The organism is Ruminococcus albus 7 = DSM 20455 (genome assembly GCF_000179635.2).
GTDB lineage: Bacteria > Bacillota > Clostridia > Oscillospirales > Ruminococcaceae > Hominimerdicola > Hominimerdicola alba.
In genome coordinates this window covers 2,421,563-2,441,511 of record NC_014833.1, presented here as the reverse complement: position 1 = coordinate 2,441,511, position 19,949 = coordinate 2,421,563, and the positions used below count along the sequence as shown (strand labels likewise).

At 43.3% G+C, this 19,949-nt stretch carries 17 protein-coding genes; 12 read left to right on the top strand and 5 right to left on the bottom strand.

The window, feature by feature from the left end:
• The first annotated feature begins 2 nt into the window (after positions 1-2).
• From RUMAL_RS11030 to RUMAL_RS11005, 6 genes are all read left to right on the top strand, one after another.
• Entirely contained in the window at positions 3-1,445 is a 1,443-nt protein-coding gene (locus RUMAL_RS11030) for a tagaturonate reductase (protein ID WP_013498820.1), read from the top strand.
• Positions 1,442-2,920: a UxaA family hydrolase gene (locus tag RUMAL_RS11025; protein ID WP_013498819.1), complete on the top strand. Its 1,479-nt coding sequence runs from the start codon at positions 1,442-1,444 to the stop codon at positions 2,918-2,920. The genes RUMAL_RS11030 and RUMAL_RS11025 overlap by 4 nt, the downstream gene beginning before the upstream one ends.
• A gap of 15 nt (positions 2,921-2,935) precedes the next feature.
• Positions 2,936-4,330 (top strand): glucuronate isomerase, encoded by a 1,395-nt coding sequence (gene uxaC, locus RUMAL_RS11020; protein WP_013498818.1) that lies wholly within the window; start codon positions 2,936-2,938, stop codon positions 4,328-4,330.
• Positions 4,331-4,465: 135 nt separating this feature from the next.
• Positions 4,466-5,527 carry a sugar kinase gene (locus RUMAL_RS11015; protein ID WP_013498817.1) on the top strand — a complete coding sequence of 354 codons (1,062 nt, stop codon included), beginning with the start codon at positions 4,466-4,468 and terminating at the stop codon, positions 5,525-5,527.
• Positions 5,528-5,714: 187 nt separating this feature from the next.
• A complete protein-coding gene (locus RUMAL_RS11010) occupies positions 5,715-6,398 on the top strand; it encodes a response regulator transcription factor (RefSeq protein WP_013498816.1) in 684 nt (227 codons plus the stop codon).
• Positions 6,395-7,282: a sensor histidine kinase gene (locus RUMAL_RS11005; protein ID WP_013498815.1), complete on the top strand. Its 888-nt coding sequence runs from the start codon at positions 6,395-6,397 to the stop codon at positions 7,280-7,282. Before RUMAL_RS11010 ends, RUMAL_RS11005 begins: the two co-directional genes overlap by 4 nt.
• Positions 7,283-7,329: 47 nt before the next feature.
• On the opposite strand, the gene RUMAL_RS11000 is transcribed toward RUMAL_RS11005, so the two are convergent.
• From RUMAL_RS11000 to RUMAL_RS10990, 3 genes are all read right to left on the bottom strand, one after another.
• Positions 7,330-8,802: a DUF2828 family protein gene (locus tag RUMAL_RS11000; protein ID WP_013498814.1), complete on the bottom strand. Its 1,473-nt coding sequence runs from the start codon at positions 8,800-8,802 to the stop codon at positions 7,330-7,332.
• Positions 8,803-9,224: 422 nt separating this feature from the next.
• The gene (locus RUMAL_RS10995; RefSeq protein WP_013498813.1) at positions 9,225-9,692 is read right to left on the bottom strand and encodes a hypothetical protein; all 468 of its coding nucleotides are present in this window, start codon (positions 9,690-9,692) and stop codon (positions 9,225-9,227) included.
• Positions 9,693-9,707: 15 nt separating this feature from the next.
• Complete coding sequence (locus RUMAL_RS10990) at positions 9,708-10,943, bottom strand: RtcB family protein (protein WP_013498812.1); 1,236 nt, start codon at positions 10,941-10,943, stop codon at positions 9,708-9,710.
• A gap of 179 nt (positions 10,944-11,122) precedes the next feature.
• On the opposite strand from RUMAL_RS10990, the gene RUMAL_RS10985 reads away from it, so the two are divergent.
• From RUMAL_RS10985 to RUMAL_RS10960, 6 genes are all read left to right on the top strand, one after another.
• Positions 11,123-12,397 carry a WYL domain-containing protein gene (locus RUMAL_RS10985; RefSeq protein WP_013498811.1) on the top strand — a complete coding sequence of 425 codons (1,275 nt, stop codon included), beginning with the start codon at positions 11,123-11,125 and terminating at the stop codon, positions 12,395-12,397.
• Positions 12,381-13,400 (top strand): WYL domain-containing protein, encoded by a 1,020-nt coding sequence (locus tag RUMAL_RS10980; protein WP_013498810.1) that lies wholly within the window; start codon positions 12,381-12,383, stop codon positions 13,398-13,400. The genes RUMAL_RS10985 and RUMAL_RS10980 overlap by 17 nt, the downstream gene beginning before the upstream one ends.
• Before the next feature lie 162 nt (positions 13,401-13,562).
• Positions 13,563-14,525: an ATP-binding cassette domain-containing protein gene (locus RUMAL_RS10975; protein WP_013498809.1), complete on the top strand. Its 963-nt coding sequence runs from the start codon at positions 13,563-13,565 to the stop codon at positions 14,523-14,525.
• Positions 14,476-15,270 (top strand): ABC-2 transporter permease, encoded by a 795-nt coding sequence (locus RUMAL_RS10970; RefSeq protein WP_013498808.1) that lies wholly within the window; start codon positions 14,476-14,478, stop codon positions 15,268-15,270. Before RUMAL_RS10975 ends, RUMAL_RS10970 begins: the two co-directional genes overlap by 50 nt.
• Positions 15,271-15,279: 9 nt before the next feature.
• Positions 15,280-16,068 (top strand): hypothetical protein, encoded by a 789-nt coding sequence (locus tag RUMAL_RS10965; RefSeq protein ID WP_013498807.1) that lies wholly within the window; start codon positions 15,280-15,282, stop codon positions 16,066-16,068.
• A 12-nt stretch (positions 16,069-16,080) separates the two neighbouring features.
• The gene (locus tag RUMAL_RS10960; RefSeq protein WP_013498806.1) at positions 16,081-17,736 is read left to right on the top strand and encodes a S41 family peptidase; all 1,656 of its coding nucleotides are present in this window, start codon (positions 16,081-16,083) and stop codon (positions 17,734-17,736) included.
• A gap of 65 nt (positions 17,737-17,801) precedes the next feature.
• Here the strand turns inward: RUMAL_RS10960 and thiC are convergent, their stop codons facing one another.
• Positions 17,802-19,115 carry a phosphomethylpyrimidine synthase ThiC gene (thiC, locus tag RUMAL_RS10955; RefSeq protein WP_013498805.1) on the bottom strand — a complete coding sequence of 438 codons (1,314 nt, stop codon included), beginning with the start codon at positions 19,113-19,115 and terminating at the stop codon, positions 17,802-17,804.
• 1 nt (position 19,116) lies between these two features.
• Positions 19,117-19,926: a bifunctional hydroxymethylpyrimidine kinase/phosphomethylpyrimidine kinase gene (gene thiD, locus RUMAL_RS10950; RefSeq protein ID WP_013498804.1), complete on the bottom strand. Its 810-nt coding sequence runs from the start codon at positions 19,924-19,926 to the stop codon at positions 19,117-19,119.
• Positions 19,927-19,949 lie beyond the last annotated feature (23 nt).

Here is a 19,949-nt window from a genome sequence, read left to right as displayed (position 1 = left end):
TTATGAAAGAACTAAACAGAACAAATCACACCGTACCGAAGAAAAAGGTAAGGATACTTCAGTTCGGTGAGGGTAACTTTTTAAGGGCTTTTGTTGACTGGATAATCCAGCAGATGAATAATAAGGGTCTTACCGATGCAGGTGTAGTCATAGTACAGCCTACTCCCACAGGGAGGATAAATGAGATAGCTTCTCAGGATGGACTCTACACACTTTGTCTTGAAGGCATCGATGACGGCAAGAGCGTTCAGAAACGTGAGATCATAGATGTAGTGAGTGATGTTTGTGATCCATATACTCAGTATGCAAAGTTTCTTGAACTGGCTGAGAATGAGGATCTTGAAACAATTATATCAAATACAACAGAAGCTGGTATCGCTCTTGATAAAACGGATACTGATTTCTCAGTATGCCCTAAAAGCTTCCCCGGTAAGATGCTGGCTTTCCTGAAAGCAAGATATGACCATTTTAACGGTGATAAAAACAAGGGTCTTGCAATAGTTCCCTGTGAGCTTATCGACCATAACGGTGATGAACTGAAGCGTATTCTTATTGAGCTTGCTCGCATCAACGGTATGGATGAGGCATTCATTGACTGGATCACATCAGCAAACCATTTTACCAATACTCTTGTTGACAGGATCGTTCCTGGTTATCCGAAGGATAATGCAGAGGCTATCTGTAATGAAACAGGGTTCCATGATGTCAATATCGTCAAGGGCGAAGTTTTTCACCTGTGGGTACTTCAGAAAGAACCTTTTGTACAGGAAAAACTCCCCGCTGACAAGGCAGGGCTCAACGTTATCTATGCAGATGATATAACTCCTTATAAGCAGCGCAAGGTAAAGATACTTAACGGTTCTCATACCGCTATGGTACCCGTTGCATATCTTTGCGGGATCGACACAGTACGTGAGGCTGTTGAAGATGAGGATGTGGGCAGATTCATAAGAGAACTTGTTAACGATGAGATCAAGCCTACTATAGATCTTCCCGCTAATGAGATGGATGCTTTTGCAAACAGCGTATTTGACCGTTTCATGAATCCTTTCATTCGTCATGAGCTTATGTCCATAGCACTTAATTCAACTACCAAGTTCGTTACAAGACTTCTCCCCACTTACAAGTATCATCTCGAACGTTTTGGCAGTGCTCCAAAACATATCCTGTTCGCATTTGCTGCACTTACAGTATTTTACAGAGGCAGGAGAGGTGAAGAAGTTATAGCTCTGAAGGATGATGAAAAGTATCTGCGCTTCTGGAATGAGCTTTGGCAGCTTTCAGACTGTGAGGATATTGCAAGAAAGGCTCTTTCAGCTTCGGATATATGGGGCTGCGATCTGTGTACTGATGACAATGTCCGTCAGGTAGCAGGTCATATCAAAGCTATAACAGAAAATGGTATGAGAACTGCACTTAAAGCTTTTCTTGGTGATGAGATATGAGAAAGACTATCATTATCAATCCCCTGGATAATGTCGGCGTTGCGCTGACAAAACTTGCAAAAGGAGAAACAGCTGAAAATGTTGTCCTTTGCGAGGATATCGAAAAGGGACATAAATTTGCCCTAAGAAACATAGCTGAGGGTGAGCAGGTCATCAAATATGGTGAGGTCATCGGCGCAGCTTCGCAGCAGATAAATGCAGGCAGCCATGTTCATACCCACAATATGCATACCTGTCTTGACGGAACACTGGAGTATACTTTTAACAAAGTTGCAAAGCCGGAACTTCCAAAGGCGGTCAGCCGAAATGTGAATGTATATGTACGTAAGAACGGAGATGCAGGTATACGCAACGAACTTTGGGTAATACCCACAGTCGGATGTGTTAATTCTCAGGCTAGGCGTATAGTCAAGGTGTTCTGTGAAAAGCATCCTGAACTTTCAGGTGTTGACGGTTGTCATGCTTTCACACACCCTTATGGCTGTTCACAGATCGGTGAGGATCATGAAAGGACCAGGCTGCTTCTGCAGAGAATGGTAAAGCACCCTAATTGCGGAGGTGCTCTTGTTCTTGGTCTTGGCTGCGAGAACAACCGCATGGATGTTTTCAAAGATACCCTCGGTGAATATGATGAGAGCCGTACACGTTTCCTGATCGCCCAGGATGTTCCTGACGAGGTAGAAGCAGGTGTACAGCTTCTCGAAGAATTATATGAAGCAGCTAAAAATGATAAGCGCGAGCCAAAGGATATCTCATGCCTTAAAGTAGGTCTTAAATGCGGCGGCTCAGACGGTCTTTCCGGTATAACTGCAAATCCGCTGGTCGGACGATTCTCAGATTATATGGCTGAGGTCGGAGGTACTACAGTACTTACTGAGGTGCCTGAGATGTTCGGTGCTGAACACCTCCTTATGAACCGCGCAAAGGATGCTGAGACCTTTGAGAAGGTCGTTCATCTGGTAAACGGATTCAAGGAGTACTATAAAAGACATGATCAGCCTGTATATGAAAATCCTTCACCGGGCAATAAAGCAGGTGGTATAACCACTCTTGAGGATAAATCTCTCGGCTGTACTCAGAAATCTGGTACCGGTGAAGTGTGTGACGTTCTGATGGAAGGAAACTGTGTTGTTGAACACGGACTCAATCTGCTGAATGGCCCCGGAAATGATATGGTAGCTGTTACTGATCTTGCCTGCGCAGGGTGTCAGCTTGTGCTGTTTACAACAGGCAGGGGTACTCCCTTCGGCGGTTTTGTACCTACTGTGAAAATATCTACCAATACAGAGCTTTCTCAGCGTAAGAAAAACTGGATAGACTTTGATGCGGGAACGATAGCTCAGGGCGAAAGCTTTGAAAGCAAGCTTGATTCACTTGTTGATCTTGTTGCAGCTGTTGCAGGAGGTCAGAAGACCGTAAATGAAATATACGATTCCCGAGATATTGCAATATTCAAAACAGGTGTTACCCTGTAAAAAAGGAGTATAATGATGAAAAGTTTTATGGATAAGGATTTTGTACTGAAGAATCCAACAGCCATTACCCTTTACGAGAATTACGCAAAGGATATGCCGATATTTGATTTCCATTGTCATCTCAGCGTTGAGGAGATATACAATGATAAGAAGTTTTCTTCCATCACTGAATGCTGGCTTGGCGGTGACCATTACAAATGGCGCCTGATGCGAGAGATGGGTGTTGACGAGAGCTACATCACAGGTGATAAAAGCGATCTTGATAAGTTCATGAAATACGCGGAAGTGATGCCTTATGCTATCGGAAATCCTATTTTCCACTGGACTCATATGGAACTCAGACGTTACTTTGATATCGAGGACATCCTTTCGCCTAAAACAGCTAAGGATATATTCGATAAGTGCAACGAAAAGCTCACTACACTCACTGCAAGAAAAATGATATCTATGAGCGGTGTTAAAAAGTTGTTTACCACCGATGATCCCATTGATGATCTTCATTTCCACAAACTGCTGGCTGAGGATGATTCTTTCGATGTTGAAGTATATCCTGCTTTCAGACCCGATAAGGCTATAAATATCGAGCTTCCTACTTTCGTTCCTTATATAGCAAAGCTTGCAGATGCTGCAGATGTAAGGATAGACGATATAGATTCACTTTGCAAGGCTCTTACAAACCGTATCGAATTCTTCGATAAAGCAGGTTGTGTATGCTCCGATCATGCACTTGATGTAGTAATGTACAAGCCTGCTGATAAGGCAAAGGTAGATAAGATACTCAAAAAGGCTTTGAACGGTGATGATCTTACATACGATGAGATCGAGCAGTACAAGGGTTATATACTTGTACATCTTGGAAAGCAGTACTCACGCCTCGGCTGGGTACAGCAGTACCATATAGGAGCACTGAGAAATAATTCCCGCAGGTATATGAGTCTACTCGGCCCCGATACAGGATTCGATGCCATAGAAGATCAGACATTTGCTAAAAAGCTTTCTCTGCTGCTTGATGAACTTGACAGCACAGATGAACTTCCCAAGACTATACTGTACTGTCTGAATCCCCGTGATAATGAAGTGCTTGCTACTATCATGAACTGCTTCCAGCAGGGCGGCGTTGTTGGTAAGATGCAGTTTGGTTCGGCATGGTGGTTCAACGATCAGAAGGACGGTATGGAAAAGCAGCTTACTGCGCTTTCACAGCTTGGACTTGTATCGAAATTCATCGGTATGCTTACAGACAGCAGAAGCTTCCTTTCGTATACCCGTCATGATTATTTCAGACGTATACTCTGTAATATGTTCGGTACTCTTATCGAAGACGGTGAGTATCCTGCTGATATCGATTTTGTAGGAGAGATTGTAAAAGATATCTGCTACAATAATGCGATAGCTTATTTTACCAAATAGTGCAGCCGAAAAATAAGGTCACACATTGATCGGCTGCGTGATAAATTCCTCTGAACTGAAAGACTGTGCGGAAAACTGCACAGTCTTTCTCATATCGTTTTTTATGGCTGATGAAGATTATCAAGGAGATTTGATATGGAGAATAACGCAAACAGATTCATTACGATAGGTGAGATCATGCTGAGGCTGACTCCCCCGAATTATGAGAAGATACGCACTGCAACAAGCTTTGATGTAAGCTACGGCGGAAGTGAGGCAAATATAGCACTGGCACTTGCAAATCTTGGCATCGACAGCACATTCTTCAGTGTTGTACCTAATAACAGCATCGGTAAAAGCGCCGTAAGGATGCTTCGCAGTAATGATGTACACTGCAGCCCGATGATACTTAGTACTTCTGCAGATACACCTACTGACCGTATGGGTACTTACTATCTTGAAGCAGGTTATGGAATCCGTCCCAGTAAGGTTACTTATGACAGAAAGCACAGCGCATTCTCGGAGTATGATTACAGCAGGGTAGATCTGTATTCTCTTTTGAAAGATTATACATGGCTTCACCTCAGCGGTATTACTCCCGCACTTTCCCATAACTGCCGCAGACTTGTTACTGACAGCCTGAAGGCTGCGTCTGAACTCGGACTAACAATAAGCTTTGACGGTAATTTCCGCAGTACTCTCTGGGACTGGGAGGAAGCAAGAGAGTTCTGCACAGAATGCCTGCCCTATGTGGATGTACTTCTTGGTATAGAGCCTTATCATCTATGGCGAGATGTTAATGATCATAGTAAAGGTGATCTCAAAGACGGCATACCTATGCAGCCCGATCTTGAACAGCAGGACAGCATATTCAGGGTATTTGCAGAACGATATCCCAAGCTCAGGTGCATCGCGCGTCATGTGCGTTATGTACACAGCGGCAGTGAGAACAGCTTAAAAGCATATCTGTGGTATAAAGGTCAGACCTTTGAGAGTAAGCTGTTTACCTTCAATATACTTGACCGTGTGGGCGGCGGTGATGCTTTTGCAAGCGGACTTATCTATGCTATGATGAATGATTACGAACCTTTGGAAATGGTGAATTTTGCAGTTGCCAGCAGCGTGATCAAGCATACGATCCACGGTGACGCTAATATCACTGATGATGCAGGGACTATCAGAAGCTTAATGGATATGGATCTTGATATCAAAAGGTGAATCAAAACTTCGGCCTGATAATTGAATTGTATGGTATACCTTTACCACACCGCCTACTATTTCAAATTCAGATGTAACAACAATTAATTCGGTTTGTCAGTGTAATGATCATACTGAATATTTCATGCAGCTTTACTTTTGGTGAATAATGTGTTATAATTTATAAAGATCATTGGAGGGCTGCAATATGAATTTAAGGATAGCTGTTGTTGAGGATGACCGTGAGATAAGCTCTATACTGAAAGAACTGCTTGAAAGCAGTGGATACGAATGTGTTCAGGCCTTTGATGGCGATGAAGCTTCACGCCTTCTCAAAAACGAACGGTTTGATATGGTACTTATGGATCTGATGCTGCCGTATAAAAACGGCGAAAGACTTATAGGTGAACTTAGAAGCAGAAGCGAAACTCCGGTTATAGTAATATCTGCAAAGTCTATGATGGAAACTAAACTTGATGTGCTGCGTCTTGGCGCTGATGATTATATCATCAAGCCCTTTGATATAGATGAGGTACTCGTCAGGATAGAAGTGGTACTAAGGCGAAGCGGTGCTTTTGCTGCAAGACCTGTTCTTGAAGTTGGTGATCTTTCCATGAATACTGAGGAAAATACAGTTTCTGCAAACGGTGGTCAGGTACAGCTAACAGCTAAGGAATTCATGCTGCTGAAACTGTTTATGGAACATCCTCAAAAGGTCTATACTAAAGCTGAACTATATGAAACGGTTTGGAATGAGGTATACTATTACGAAGATAATACCATAAATGTCCATGTTAGCAATCTCCGTTCCAAACTCAAAAAAGTGTCTGGCAAGGATCATATCGAGACTGTCTGGGGTATAGGCTACAGGTTGAAGGGAGCCTGTCAATGATCTGTGCAGTTATCGTTCTCGGTGTTGTATGTTTGTTGCTGCTCATTTACCTGTTTTTGATGAAACATCAGTTAAGGGTCATCAAAAGGGAGTTAAGACGAACTGCTGAGTCAGACTATGACAGATCACTTCTGATATCTCTTTTTGATAAAGACCTTAATGCGCTGACGGTGGAGATCAATAGGAATATAGAGTATCAGAAAAAGCTGAAAATGGAAACTGAACAGGCTGAGCTTACACTCAGACGGTCAGTTTCGGATATAGCCCATGATCTGCGTACACCATTGGCAGTAATGAAGGGGGATCTTCAGCTTATTCTTCGCAGTCAGGATCTTGATGACAGCTGCCGTAATTATGCTGAGATATGTCTTGATAAAACAGAGCATCTTAAAGATATGTGTGATGAGTTTTTTGAACTTGCTGTTCTTGAAAGTGAATCTGTTCCAGCAAAGACTGACAGGATAAATCTTACGAACATAGTTATGAGCTTTATAGCTGAAAATGAAAGTGTTATCAGACTTTCAGGCATGGAACCTGATATTTCGCTCCCGCCTAAAACAGTATTTATACAGGGAGATAAACATCTGGTTGAACGGATCCTCGGTAATCTTCTGGGAAACGTGCTTAAATATTCACAGAATGTCTTCTCGCTTTCTCTCAACGAGGATGGTATCCTGACTATATCTAACCCGATAAGCGGGATCATCCCCGATACAGATCGGCTTTTTGAGCGTACCTATCGCGCCGACAGCGCAAGAGGCGGAAAAGGGGCAGGTCTTGGATTATACATAGTAAAACTTCTTGCCGAGAAACAAGGTGCTGAGGTGAGAGCTGAAGTTGAGGGCGGTAATATTTCTGTTATAATTAAATTTATGAAAAGCTGATGAGCATTATTAAGGGTCTGTTGCACCAAGCAACAGACCCTTTGCTATTATGCTGCCCTGACGGCAGAATATCTTTCCGAAGAAAGTATCTTGTTCATCACGGCTTCGGGCGAACATTCTCCGCCTATGACCATATCGAACACTGCAGGCGAATAACCTGATACCAGTGCCGCACCTGTCTCGGAGCGGGTCACGGGTACTGCGTCACATCTGGATTTTACATTCCAGAATATCACCTCGGGCAGTTCATAGCCATGCTTGCGATAGAGTTTTCTCATCTCGCGGAACATAGGCTTGCTGTTGCCACCAATGATACAGCTGTCGAACTGCATATCCGATATTATATAAAGCTTTGAGGGCATATCAGCCTGCTTTAACTTGTTCTTGACAGCGGTGCGCAGTATCAGCGTGAACACAGCTTCAAGGTTGGTATTTGCGACCTCGTTGAAGGTACTGCAATACTTCACCTTATCCACGATATCCTTACCCTCTATCTTCACAAGACGGGGTTTATGCGAAAAGGTTATGAAGTGGTCTGCGAATGCACCCTTGTTGTGTTCGGCAAAGTATATGCCCAGCGACAGCGCGGCATCGATGGGGCGTATACCACCCATGCCCCATGTCATGGAGCCTGAACCGTCGATGACTGCAAGAGCATTTTCGTCCTTTGCCGCAGTCAGGTCGGGCAGAGATTTCCAGGCGGTATCCAGTGACAGCCTTTCCTCGGCGGAGATATCGCCTTTAAGTACAGCGCGTACTATATCATAAGGATAGAGCCTGCCTGCATTGAGTTTTGCTTCGCCATTATTTACCTTGTTCAGGTACTCGGTATAGCGCTCGCTGTCATTGCGGATGAACGCACTTCTGTACTTGAACATCGCACAGGAGGGCTGTACCTCATAATTGAAAGTATAGTCACGTTCACGCAGACGATTTTCCAGTATATCTGTGTACTTTCTCAGTGCGGACAGAGTTTTTCTGTACATAGGCTCGCTCATACCCAGCAGTGATGCCATGTGTCTGCCCTTATTCCTGGTATCCTTTGAGGACGCATTTACCGAAGGCAGCCACTTTGCCAGCAGTGATGCAGGCTGATTCTCGTGCATAGCTTTGATATCTTTTTGGAGCTGTGTTATGATAACGCCCGCTGCATCTTTTTCCAGTTCTGTACCCAGCAGTATGCACAGGTCGTCATATCTTCCGTACTCTGCGAAGAGAGGAATATTCTTCCTTACCGACTCGGGTGCGAAGTCAACCAGTGCTGAAATTGCACAGTGGAAAAATCGTCTTTCGCCCAGACCTCCCCTTGCATCTCTTGCAAAAAATACGGTCTTCATGGTCTTGTCGGGGTTCTCGGTGTACGCTCTAATGACGGTCTGCGCTATCTCTTCCTCGGAAGAATTGCGCATCGCGCCCGCCTTGAAAAACATATCAAGGCAGAATGACTCGCTTGAACGGAATGCTGTACCGCCGTTTTCGGTAAGTGTCATGTTTGCTTCTTTCTTCAAAAAATTCAACATAGTTATTTCTCCTTTCAAGTCAGCATTTTACCATACGCTTACGCGCAGGGCAGGATTCGAACCTGCGTTAGACCGCTTATAAATGCTGTTGCTGACTTATCACTTTTGAGCTCGGCACATTTTTTTACTCAGCCCTTGTCGTTTTGCGATGGTGTCTGAGCCCCTAAGATAATGCTGTTAATGCCGATACTTTTTTCTTTTATACTCAAGACGCTTTTATGTTTTGGAATAACACATATATCTGCTGTCTGCGTCTTATTCACTCGGCTCGTCTTTTAAGGCGGCGCTGTCGGTGCAGCACCTCCGCCGTGGACAAAATAATGCTGTGAGAGCCGAAAAATTCTACTTTAGTTCTGCAAGGCACTTTCAATCATTGAAATAAGAATGACAACTGCTGTTTGTGCCTTATTTTTTTCACATCGTCAGTTCTGACAATGTTGGAGCACCTGTAAAATATCAGAATTTTTTATGTAGTAAGGGATATTGTTGTTATCACACCATTTAATGATAGCGCTATATCTGTAACTATCTTCAAACCTGTGATAAGCGCGGAAGTTTTCGCCGCCATCATCAAACACTCCCCAGAAAACTTTACCGAAATCTTCTTCCGGGAGATGTTTGAATATATTTGTTATGCGCTTATTATTGATACTGTCAACATATGCGTGCATAGCTTCATGCTGTTTCACTATGGGAAAAGGTATGGTATCCGTAAGATATCCAGCTTCATCACTGTCCTTAACGAATAAAAGGTAAGTATCTGTATCGAAGAGATATGCAGTCGGCATATATATTACTTTCATTCCGAGGGGATATTTTTCATTGACATCAAGCTGTGGGGTATAACCGAAGGTGTACTTTAAAAGCTCTTTTGTGATCTCCAGCTGCATGATATTAACTCCTTATTATCCTTTTATAACACCTACCGTGAACAGCCGCTTAACAGGTTCGGTGAGTTCCTGCTGATTTGTCATGACATCATCGATATCCTTGTATGCAAATCGTGACTCTTCAGGGACATCAGACTTCTTGTTTTTCGCAAGCACTACGTTCTGTTTTTTGAGGTCAACCATGACCGATTCGACCGAGAATTTTTCCATAGCCGCAGTACGTGAATATGCTCTTCCCGCACCGTGTGATGATGACATAAAGCTTTCTTCACAACCCTTTCCGCGGACTATATAGCTGTATGAACCCATTGCTCCGGGAATTATGCCCATTTCTCCTTCGCGTGCACGTATAGCACCCTTGCGGTGTACCCATACGTTCTTTCCGAAATGGCTTTCAAGCGCCGCGTAGTTGTGGTGGCAGTTTATCTCATCAGAGAAAATGGGAGTTATACCTGTGTGCTTTTCGATATGTTTGGTAAAAATCTCCTTGACCTTGCCGAGCATTATTGCACGGTTCTCATATGCGAAATCCATGCAAAGCTGCATCCACGCAAGGTATCTTTTTCCCTCATCTGTGTCGGCAGGCAGGAACGGAAGATTCCACTCGGAGGGCACACAAGAGAACCATCTGTCATTGAGTTCGTGAGCTATTTTATTGAAATACTGACCGACGATATTTCCGAAATGGCGGCTGCCAGAATGGAGCATTATGCCGCACATACCCTCATCGTCCTGCTGAATCTCTATGAAATGGTTCCCTCCGCCGAGGGTGCCTGCCTGAAAATAACCATCATCTATCTGCGGTATGAGCTCTTTATCGGCTTCATATTTACTCATTTCAGCCTTTGCTCGGTCAAGCACGTCAGAATTCTGAGGGGTCTTGTAATGGTTATATCCCGTGGGGATATTTCTGAGGATATCTCCGCATATGGTCTTTACTAGATCACCGCTGCCTGTCATGGTCTCGCGCAGGAGAGATACGGGTATATCTGTCTGTACGTAAGCCATTCCGCAGCCTATATCAACACCGACCGCATTGGGTATCACAACATTCTCGCAGGCGATGACACCGCCTATCGGCATACCTTTTCCCGCATGGGTATCAGGCAACAGAGCTATCCACTTTTCTGCGAAAGGCAATTTAGCCAGATGTTCAGCCTGGGCAATGCATTTTTCTTCGATCGCCTCGATACCACTTTGCCATATTTTTATGGGGAGCATATCTTTGTTTTTAGTAACATGAACAAACATATTCTTCACTTCTTTAATGTTCTTTGTTTTGTTCGTTATCTTTATCTTGATGAAAGTATACCACAGTCTTACAAAATAATCATATAATTTTTTCTGCGACCCCGGCTTTATCTATTTTACTGTGCTTTACATTTATAATGATATATGCTATTATATACTTTAAGAGAGGTGAGTGTACCATGGCAGGTTTTTCAGAACTTATCAAAAATTTCGGCAAGACCAGAGATTATATCCGTGATTTTTTCATATATGGCTGCAAGGTCAGGAGTGACTTTGACCGCAAGAGTATGCGTACCTACAGTGACGAAAAGCGGCGTGTTGAAAGCTGGATGGGTGATTATATGCGATATGATGACTCGGTACACGGCAGGAGCGTATCCATATCCGTTGACAGCGGTCACATACCCGAGAACCCACTTTACAACGCTTTTTATTCTAAGAGTTTCACTGACAATGATATGCTGCTGCATTTTCTGCTGACGGATATACTTTCCGATGGAGAATACAGGGCGCTGAAAGATATAGTCGATGAACTCAACAGCGAGTACTCGATGCTTTTCGATGAACAGACAGTCCGCAACAAGCTGAAAGAGTATACACAGGAGGGGCTTGTTTTATCCGAAAAGCGTGGGAAGACACTTTACTATTCCCTCTGCGGTGACAGGGCTGACGAATACATAAGCCGCTTTGAGGGGCTTGATGATGCACTGAAATATTTCTCAGAGGTACAGCATTTCGGTGTTATCGGAAACAGTATTCTCAAAACAGCAGATATGGATAACGACATGTTTTTCATAAAACACAATTATATAATACATACTCTGGAAGATATACTGATACCCGATATACTTTCTGCAATGGAAGAAAAAAGGTATATCATCCTTCAAACTTTTTCGGCAAAGAAGCGCAGTGACAGTGATGATAACGGGCGTGAAACTCAGGTCGTACCGATGCAGATACTTGTTTCTGTACAGACAGGGCGGCAGTATCTTGCGGCATATATTCCTGCGGTCAAAAGATTTTCATCATTTAGGCTAGACTATATAAAGACCATAAAAAAGAGTACGGTATGTGAAAACTACGATGAACTGAAAGCCAAATATGAAAATAATATATCCCACTGTTTCGGTGTATCCTTTGGTACACGTCGGGAGACAGGTACGGTAACACCTATGAAGATCACATTCTGTGTTGATGAGGATAAAGAGCCCTACATAATAGAACGTCTTAATAGAGAAAAACGCTGTTGCACCCTCGAAAAAATCGAAGAGAACCTTTATACCCTGACAGCTGATGTTTTCGATCCTAACGAGATTATGCACTGGGCAAAGACATTCATCGGCAGGATAGTAAATATCGAAGGCGGCACAAGTGATATAATTCAGCGTTTTTATAATGATATCATACGTATGGAAGAAATGTATGGCGGTGATAAAGATGAACATATTCAGTGAGATATACGGTACATATTTCAGGATAACGGCGAAACTGCTTGAAAAGGAACTGACCGATGAAAAGACAGTCAGAGAAACTGTGATGCGTGAGGGGTTCAAGGATACTCTGCTTTTTCTTCCTCAGAAGCTTATCCCGGGCAGTGAAAGTACGGGACTTTTTAAGCGCACCGAAAACGGTAAACTTCAGCGGATAACCAAAAATCCGCCTGTAAAACTTCTTACAGGCATACAGAAAAGCTGGCTAAAAGCAAAGCTTGCCGACCCGAGGATAAGGCTTTTTATGGACGAAGATGTTATCTCGGCGCTGAACGAAAAACTCGGGAATATTCCTACGCTTTACAGAGAAGAGCAGTTTCGGTATACCGACCGATTTGCCGACAGTGATGATTATCACGACGAGGAATATATAAGTCATTTCCGTACTGCACTGAAAGCGGTAAAACGCAGGAGTATAGTGTATATCGACTTCATTTCGGGACACGGAAATCACATGAGGGGAATATTCGTGCTGCTGAAGCTTGAATACTCTCCCAAAAATGATAAATTCAGAGCCTACTGCTATCTTCTCAGGAACGGCAGGATAAAGAGCAGCGGTATAATCAATATCGGGCGTATAACCGAAATAAACGATACAGGCAGGGTATTCAGGACGCCTGTATCCATTGACGACTACTTTCAAAGCCGAAAATGCAGTGAACCGGCTGTCATTAGAGTTACAACGGAGCGCAACGGTGTGAAACGCTTCATGATGGAATTCGCAGCCTACGAAAAGCATACTGTCAGAGATACACAGACGGGTGAATACACCGTCGAACTGTGGTATGATGAGCAGGACGAAACAGAGGTGCTGATACGTCTGCTGAGTTTCGGTCCCGTTATAGAAATAATGGGTCCCGCTCACCTCAGAGAGCAGGCACGACAGCGCATAAGGAAACAGTATGAGTATATCACAAATAGTGATATGAACAGTACACTTGAAGAGAGTTATTTATCATTTTTCTGATATGTATTTATCTTATAAAAAAAGGGGCTGTTGCAGATAACAGCCCCTTTTTAAATGTTAACAATATGTAAACATTAAGAAAATTTAAGAAATTCTTTAAGGTATTGCTTTAGTATTATTATCAAGGACAAAGATACACCGTTTATGAAAGGAGAATGATGTATGGGTGATATCCTTATCAAGGCAAGTGGTCTGACAAAGCAGTATATGAAAAATACTGTTGTCAGGAATGCTGATATTTCGATCAGAAAAGGTATGATATGCGGTCTTGTTGGTCCTAACGGGGCAGGAAAGACAACTATCATGAAAATGCTTGGAGGACTTGTGTTACCAACTTCGGGTGAGATCGAACTTTTTGGTGAAAAAACAGAAAAGGGTCTTGCACATTCACGAAGCAGGATGAGTTTTATGATCGAAACTCCGTATGCAAAACAAAATATGACAGCTAGGCAGAATATGGAGAAGCTAAGGCTTCAGAAAGGTCTTCCCGATCCCAAAAGGATAGATGAGGTACTTAATCTTGTGGGTCTGGAGAATACCGGGAAAAAATCCGTTAAAGATTTTTCACTTGGTATGAAACAGCGTCTTGGTATAGCAGGGGCTATGCTTACAAAGCCTGAGGTTATGGTGCTTGATGAACCTGTCAACGGTCTTGACCCTGAGGGAATAGTTGAGATACGCGAACTTCTTCTGAAACTTAACCGTGAGGAAAATGTCACGATAGTCATATCCTCACATCTGCTTTCTGAACTTTCACTTTTGTGTACAGATTATATTTTTATCAGAAATGGTGAGATAGTCGAAAAGATATCAGCTGATGATCTTAACCGCAGGTGTCATGAGTACTACCATATTGATACCGATAATAACGCTGCTCTTCCTGCTATGCTTGAAAACAAGCTTGGTATACGCGATTTTTGCGTGAGAAGGGATGGTTCTCTGGAACTTTATGAGCGTATAGACGATATAAGACTTATATCCAGGACAATGTTTGAGAATGGTATTATACCCACAGAGATACATATGCACGATGCTAACCTTGAAGAATTCTATTTGAAACTGGTAGGTGAAGAAAATGATCAACGTGATGAAAGCGCAGAAGTATCAGGTGTTGAGAAGCATTAGCACATATGTGATATTGCTCTGCTCACTGTTATTTATTGCCGCTATCCTGTTTGCGGAGATATCAGGTGAACAAGCAGAAAAGATAACCGGAAGTATGTTTGTCAGCTACATAGGTGAGATAAATATGGAGATCCTGCCTATGCTGATCCTAGTTTATACTGCTGTGATATTTGGCAATGATCTTACCGATAAAACGGTCAACTACGAACTGCTTTGCGGGATCAGACGAAGTGATGTTTTCTTTGGAAGATTCTTTGTAGCACTGGCTGTAAATATTATAGTGTATCTTATCATAACTGTTCCGTCTATGCTTATATTCACTGTATTGAACGGCTGGGGTCATACTATGACGGTCAAAGAAGTTGTCATAAGGTATTCTTTGGGTCTGTTGCCTGTGATTCGATATACATCGTTCTATACTTTTATAACGATGGCCGTCAGAAACAAAGCTGTTGTTATCGGTATAGGCTATGTGTTCTCAATGATAACGATGCTTTTAACTATTCTGATAAATGAACTTTTTGATACTAAGGTAACGATGTATCTGTTTTCAATCGATATCTTTGACAGGCTGCTGAATCCTAAAAATATGGGCTACGGCTTTTTTGACGGAGAAGATGTTATGGTGGTAAAGGATATACTTGAAACAGATACTATGTGTCACGCTGCGGCAGCAAGTATCCTGGGCACAGCTGTATTTTTGCTTATCGGCTACGCTGTGATGCGCAGACGCGACATGAATTGAGGTGAGTACATGAAGAATTTGATAAAAGCGCAGCTGTATCAGATATCCCGCACCAGGGTGTATTATCTTGTGTTTATAACATTGATGATGCTTGCTGTTCTGTTCGGTGCGGTGGAGTACCTTAACGGTGCAGATAATCTGGAGGAATGGCAGAAACTGACAGCGTCTGATTTTGCTACCCGCATGGAAATGGTAGTCAGTATAGCAATGATGGGTATAGCCTTTTTTGCGGCTTTTTTCTGCGCAGATGATTTCAGCGATAAAACGATGAACTATGAGATGATGTCAGGCAAGCTGAGGAAGCAAACTTATTTTTCCAGAGCTTCCATAACGATAGTATTTTGTACGATCTTCGGTCTGGTCATGGTATCCACCTCACTTGGGGTCAGCTATATGCTTACAGGCTGGGGAGATTCAGTTCCGTTCAGTGCGGCGGCAGTAAGGATACTTCTGCTGGTATTTCCTTTCTTTCGGGTATCATGTCTTTTCATAATGATCGCGTATTTTATTAAGCGTGCGGGTTTTGCATTTCTTACAGACTATATGATCTTTGCTGTTTCAAACTTGATAAAGAGTGCTGATGATGAATCTGGAGTGCTGACTGTTTTCTCTACTGTAGGTTCTATTATGAGATATAAGGAATGGCATATCTTTGGCCTGGAGAGTCCTGTAGAGATGGTATACACTCCTATGCCCGAAGCGGGATTGATCATCAGGTGCATATTAGTCTCGCTGGCGGTGGGTGGTTTATATCTTTTGTTAGGTTACAATTTCTTCCACACCGATGATCTTGAATAGGGGGGCGATAAAATGAGTAAACTTGAAACTTTAGATATAGTCACGCTTGTTTTGCTCCCATTGATGAGCGGTGGGCTGTGGTATATGGCAGGTCATGCGGATAGAGTTAAGAATTCAAAGTGGAGACTTTTATGGCTTATCCCAATGGCATCTTGTTTTTTGATAGTATATGTTGCCGGAGTAGAAAAACTTTTGATCCCTGCGTATATTGGCGCTGTGATACTGGGAGCGGGATTTTTCATACCCAAGATAAAGACACGCAGGGCAGCATCGGGATTATCATGGGTGCTGGTGCTGATAAGTCTTCCTCTGTGTCTTTTCAATAAAGCGTACAGAAGTGTGGATTACGTCAGAGATTTCAAAGAGGGCTTTGAGAGCATGAAAGCTCATTATGTTCTCACTGAACATAAACAGGTCAACTGGGACGCTCTTTATGAGAAATATCTGCCCGAATTCAAGGCGGCGAATAAAGCGCATGACAAAGTCGCTAATGAGATAGCCTGGTATAAATTCTGTGCTGAGTTCCATGATGGTCATGTAAATTTCGGTTCTGATGAGAAAACCAGAGATGCAGCATATTCAAGGTTATCAGGTATTGATCACGGACTTGTGATATGTACCCTTTCAGATGGAAGGACAGTTGCGGCTGAGGTTGACAGCAGTCTTAATGCGCTTGGTATCCACAACGGCACTGAGATTATAAGCTGGAACGGTATGACACCCGCCGAGGCTGATGAACTCAACGAGATGAAGCAGCTGTTCAACTTTGCTGATGCAGACAATCAGAAATTCTTTGAAGGAACATTCGCTGCGGGTACGGGCGGAGACAGTGTTGAAGCTGTTATCAAAGATGACAGCGGTAATATAAAAACTGTTGTACTGGATAAAATATCCGATGATTACTATAATAGAGCAAAAGAAGTATATGATAAACTGCTTAAAGGTATGAACGTTGGACATATGACTTTGACAAAGATAAATGATACCACCGTCTGCCTGCGAATCAAAACTATGAACTTTGATTCTATCTCGGAAAAAGATAAACACAAGAAAATGAAGGATGAACTTCGCGAGCAGATACTGGATGCGAAAAAAGAGGGCGTGCGCGATATCATAATAGATATCCGCGAAAACAATGGCGGTTCCGGAACTATGGTAAAAGCTATAGGAGAGCTGTTTGCACCTGAGGGTGAGTACTATTATGTTTCTGATGCATATTTCGATCATGATAAGAAGTGCTATGTCAAAAATGGTGAAGGCAAGTGGAAAGTTGCCGGAGATGTCTATGTTGACGGAGAAAATATCCTGGGTGATGACGGCAGGATAATACTGTTGGTAGGCAGTCATTCGGTAAGTGCAGCTGACCATTTGACAAAGCTGATGAGCGAATTTGAGAATACAACGGTAATGGGCTTTACAGGACCTCTCGGTTCAGCTCAGGGCGTATCTCCAATAAAGCTTAAAAGCGGGATGTTCAGTTATTCAAGTTCACTTATGCTGAATAAGGACGGCACTGTCTATATAGACTGCGGTACTGATTATAATGCCGATGATGATGCGGAGGTCATAGTACCATTTGATGAAAAAGCATTCCGCGAGATATTTGATGAAGACAATGATTATCTTATGGATACTGCAGTTAAGTATCTTGAAGAAATGGAACGCTGAATAAACATAAAAAAAACAGTTCCCGATATCTTGTGTATCGGGAGCTGTTTGTATCTAATGATAAATTATTTCTCTGTGCAGAACTCTACTGTTTTGCCTTCAAGTATAAGATTGGTTGTACGTACTGCACACATCTTGCCGCACATTGAGCAGGTGTGTCTGTCAGCAGGGGGAGTGCTTTCAAAATACTCACGTGCCTTTTCGGGGTCAAAAGCTATTTTGAACATCTCGTCCCAATCTACCTTGTGTCTTGCTTCTGCCATCGCATTATCCTTGTCACGGGCATGGGGAACACCCTTTGCGATATCTGCTGCATGGGCAGCTATCTTGGAAGCTATGATACCCTCTTTAACATCATTTACATCAGGCAGACGCAGATGCTCAGCAGGTGTGACATAGCAAAGGAAATCTGCACCGCTGGATGCTGCGATAGCACCGCCGATAGCTGTTGTGATGTGGTCATATCCGGGGAAGATATCAGTAACTACAGGGCCAAGCACATAGAAAGGTGCGTTGTGGCATATACGCTTCTGGAGAGTCATGTTAGCAGCGATCTCGTTCATTGCCATGTGACCTGGTCCCTCGACCATTACCTGTACATCCTTTTCCCATGCACGCAGGGTCAGCGCACCAAGCTCGATAAGCTCTGATATCTGACCTGAGTCGGTAGCATCATCTATACAACCGGGACGAAGTGCATCACCGAGGCTTATGGTAACATCAAATTCACGGAGAATATCCAGTACCTCGTCATAATGCTCATAGAATGGGTTCTCATTTCCAGTCATCATCATCCACGCAAACAGAAGTGAGCCTCCGCGGGATACTATATTCATCTTTCTGCCCTCACGGCGGAAAGCTTCAACAGCGCGTTTGTTGATTCCTGCGTGTATTGTCATGAAGTCAACGCCTTCCTCTGCATGGGCACGAACTACCTTGAGAAAGTCTTCGGCAGTTATCTCCAGCAGATCCTTTTCAAGATAGCCGATAGCATCATACATGGGTACGGTACCGATCATAGCAGGTGACTTGGCAACAAGCTCGCGGCGGAAAGTGTTGGTCTTGCCGTAGTTGGAAAGATCCATTATAGCCTCTGCACCAAACTTGTGAGCCAGTTCAACCTTTTTCATCTCGTTATCATAGTTCTTGGCATCTCCTGATATACCAAGGTTAACATTTATCTTGGTGCGCATTCTGCTGCCGACACCCTCGGGAGATATTGCTTTGTGGTTGATGTTGCAGGGGATAGCTACCTCACCCTTAGCAACAAGTGCGCGGAGCTCTTCGGGATCAATATACTCCTTCTCTGCGACTATCTTCATTTCAGGGGTGATTATGCCTTTCTTGGCAGCCTCCATCTGTGTTGCATATTCTCTCATTTCAAATTTTCCTTTCTGCTGTAAATTCATTGTTTATTGCGAATGCATGATCCATAGGTCCGCTTCCTTTGCCAAGATCAAGCATAGCTCCGAGAGCGCCTGAGATATATCTCTTTGCCCTTTCAACTGCTTCATCAAGCTCATATCCTTTTGCCAGATTTGATGCGATCGCACTTGAAAGCGTGCAGCCGGTGCCATGGGTGTTTGGGTTATGGATCCGCTTGCCGTTGAACCATTTATTAACTTCCTTGCCGATGAGCAGGTCGTTTGCATCATTCAGCTGATGTCCGCCTTTGAGAAGTACTGCGCATCCGTATGATGCATAGATCTTCTCGGCGGCTTTCTCCATATCCTCTGCAGAGGTTATGGACATATCTGCCAGTACTTCGGCTTCGGGAATGTTAGGTGTTATCACCTTTGCCAGAGGTATAAGCCGTTCCTTCAGTGCCTGAACAGCGTCCTCGTTTATCAGCCTTGCACCGCTGGTCGCCACCATAACAGGGTCAAGGACTATGTTATTCGCCTTGTATTCTGTCAGCTTATCAGCTATGGTGGTTATAAGTGCTGCTGATGATACCATACCTATTTTAACAGCGTCGGGGAAAATATCTTCAAAAATACGGTCAAGCTGCTGTGCTAGGAACTCCGGTGTAACTTCCATTATTCCTGAAACACCTGACGTATTCTGGGCAGTAAGTGCGGTGATGGCTGTCATGGCATATACCCTGTTTGCCGTCATCGTTTTTATATCTGCCTGTATCCCGGCGCCTCCGCTGGGATCGCTCCCGGCGATACTCAATGCTGTTCTCATAAAATACTCCTTTCGAGATACAT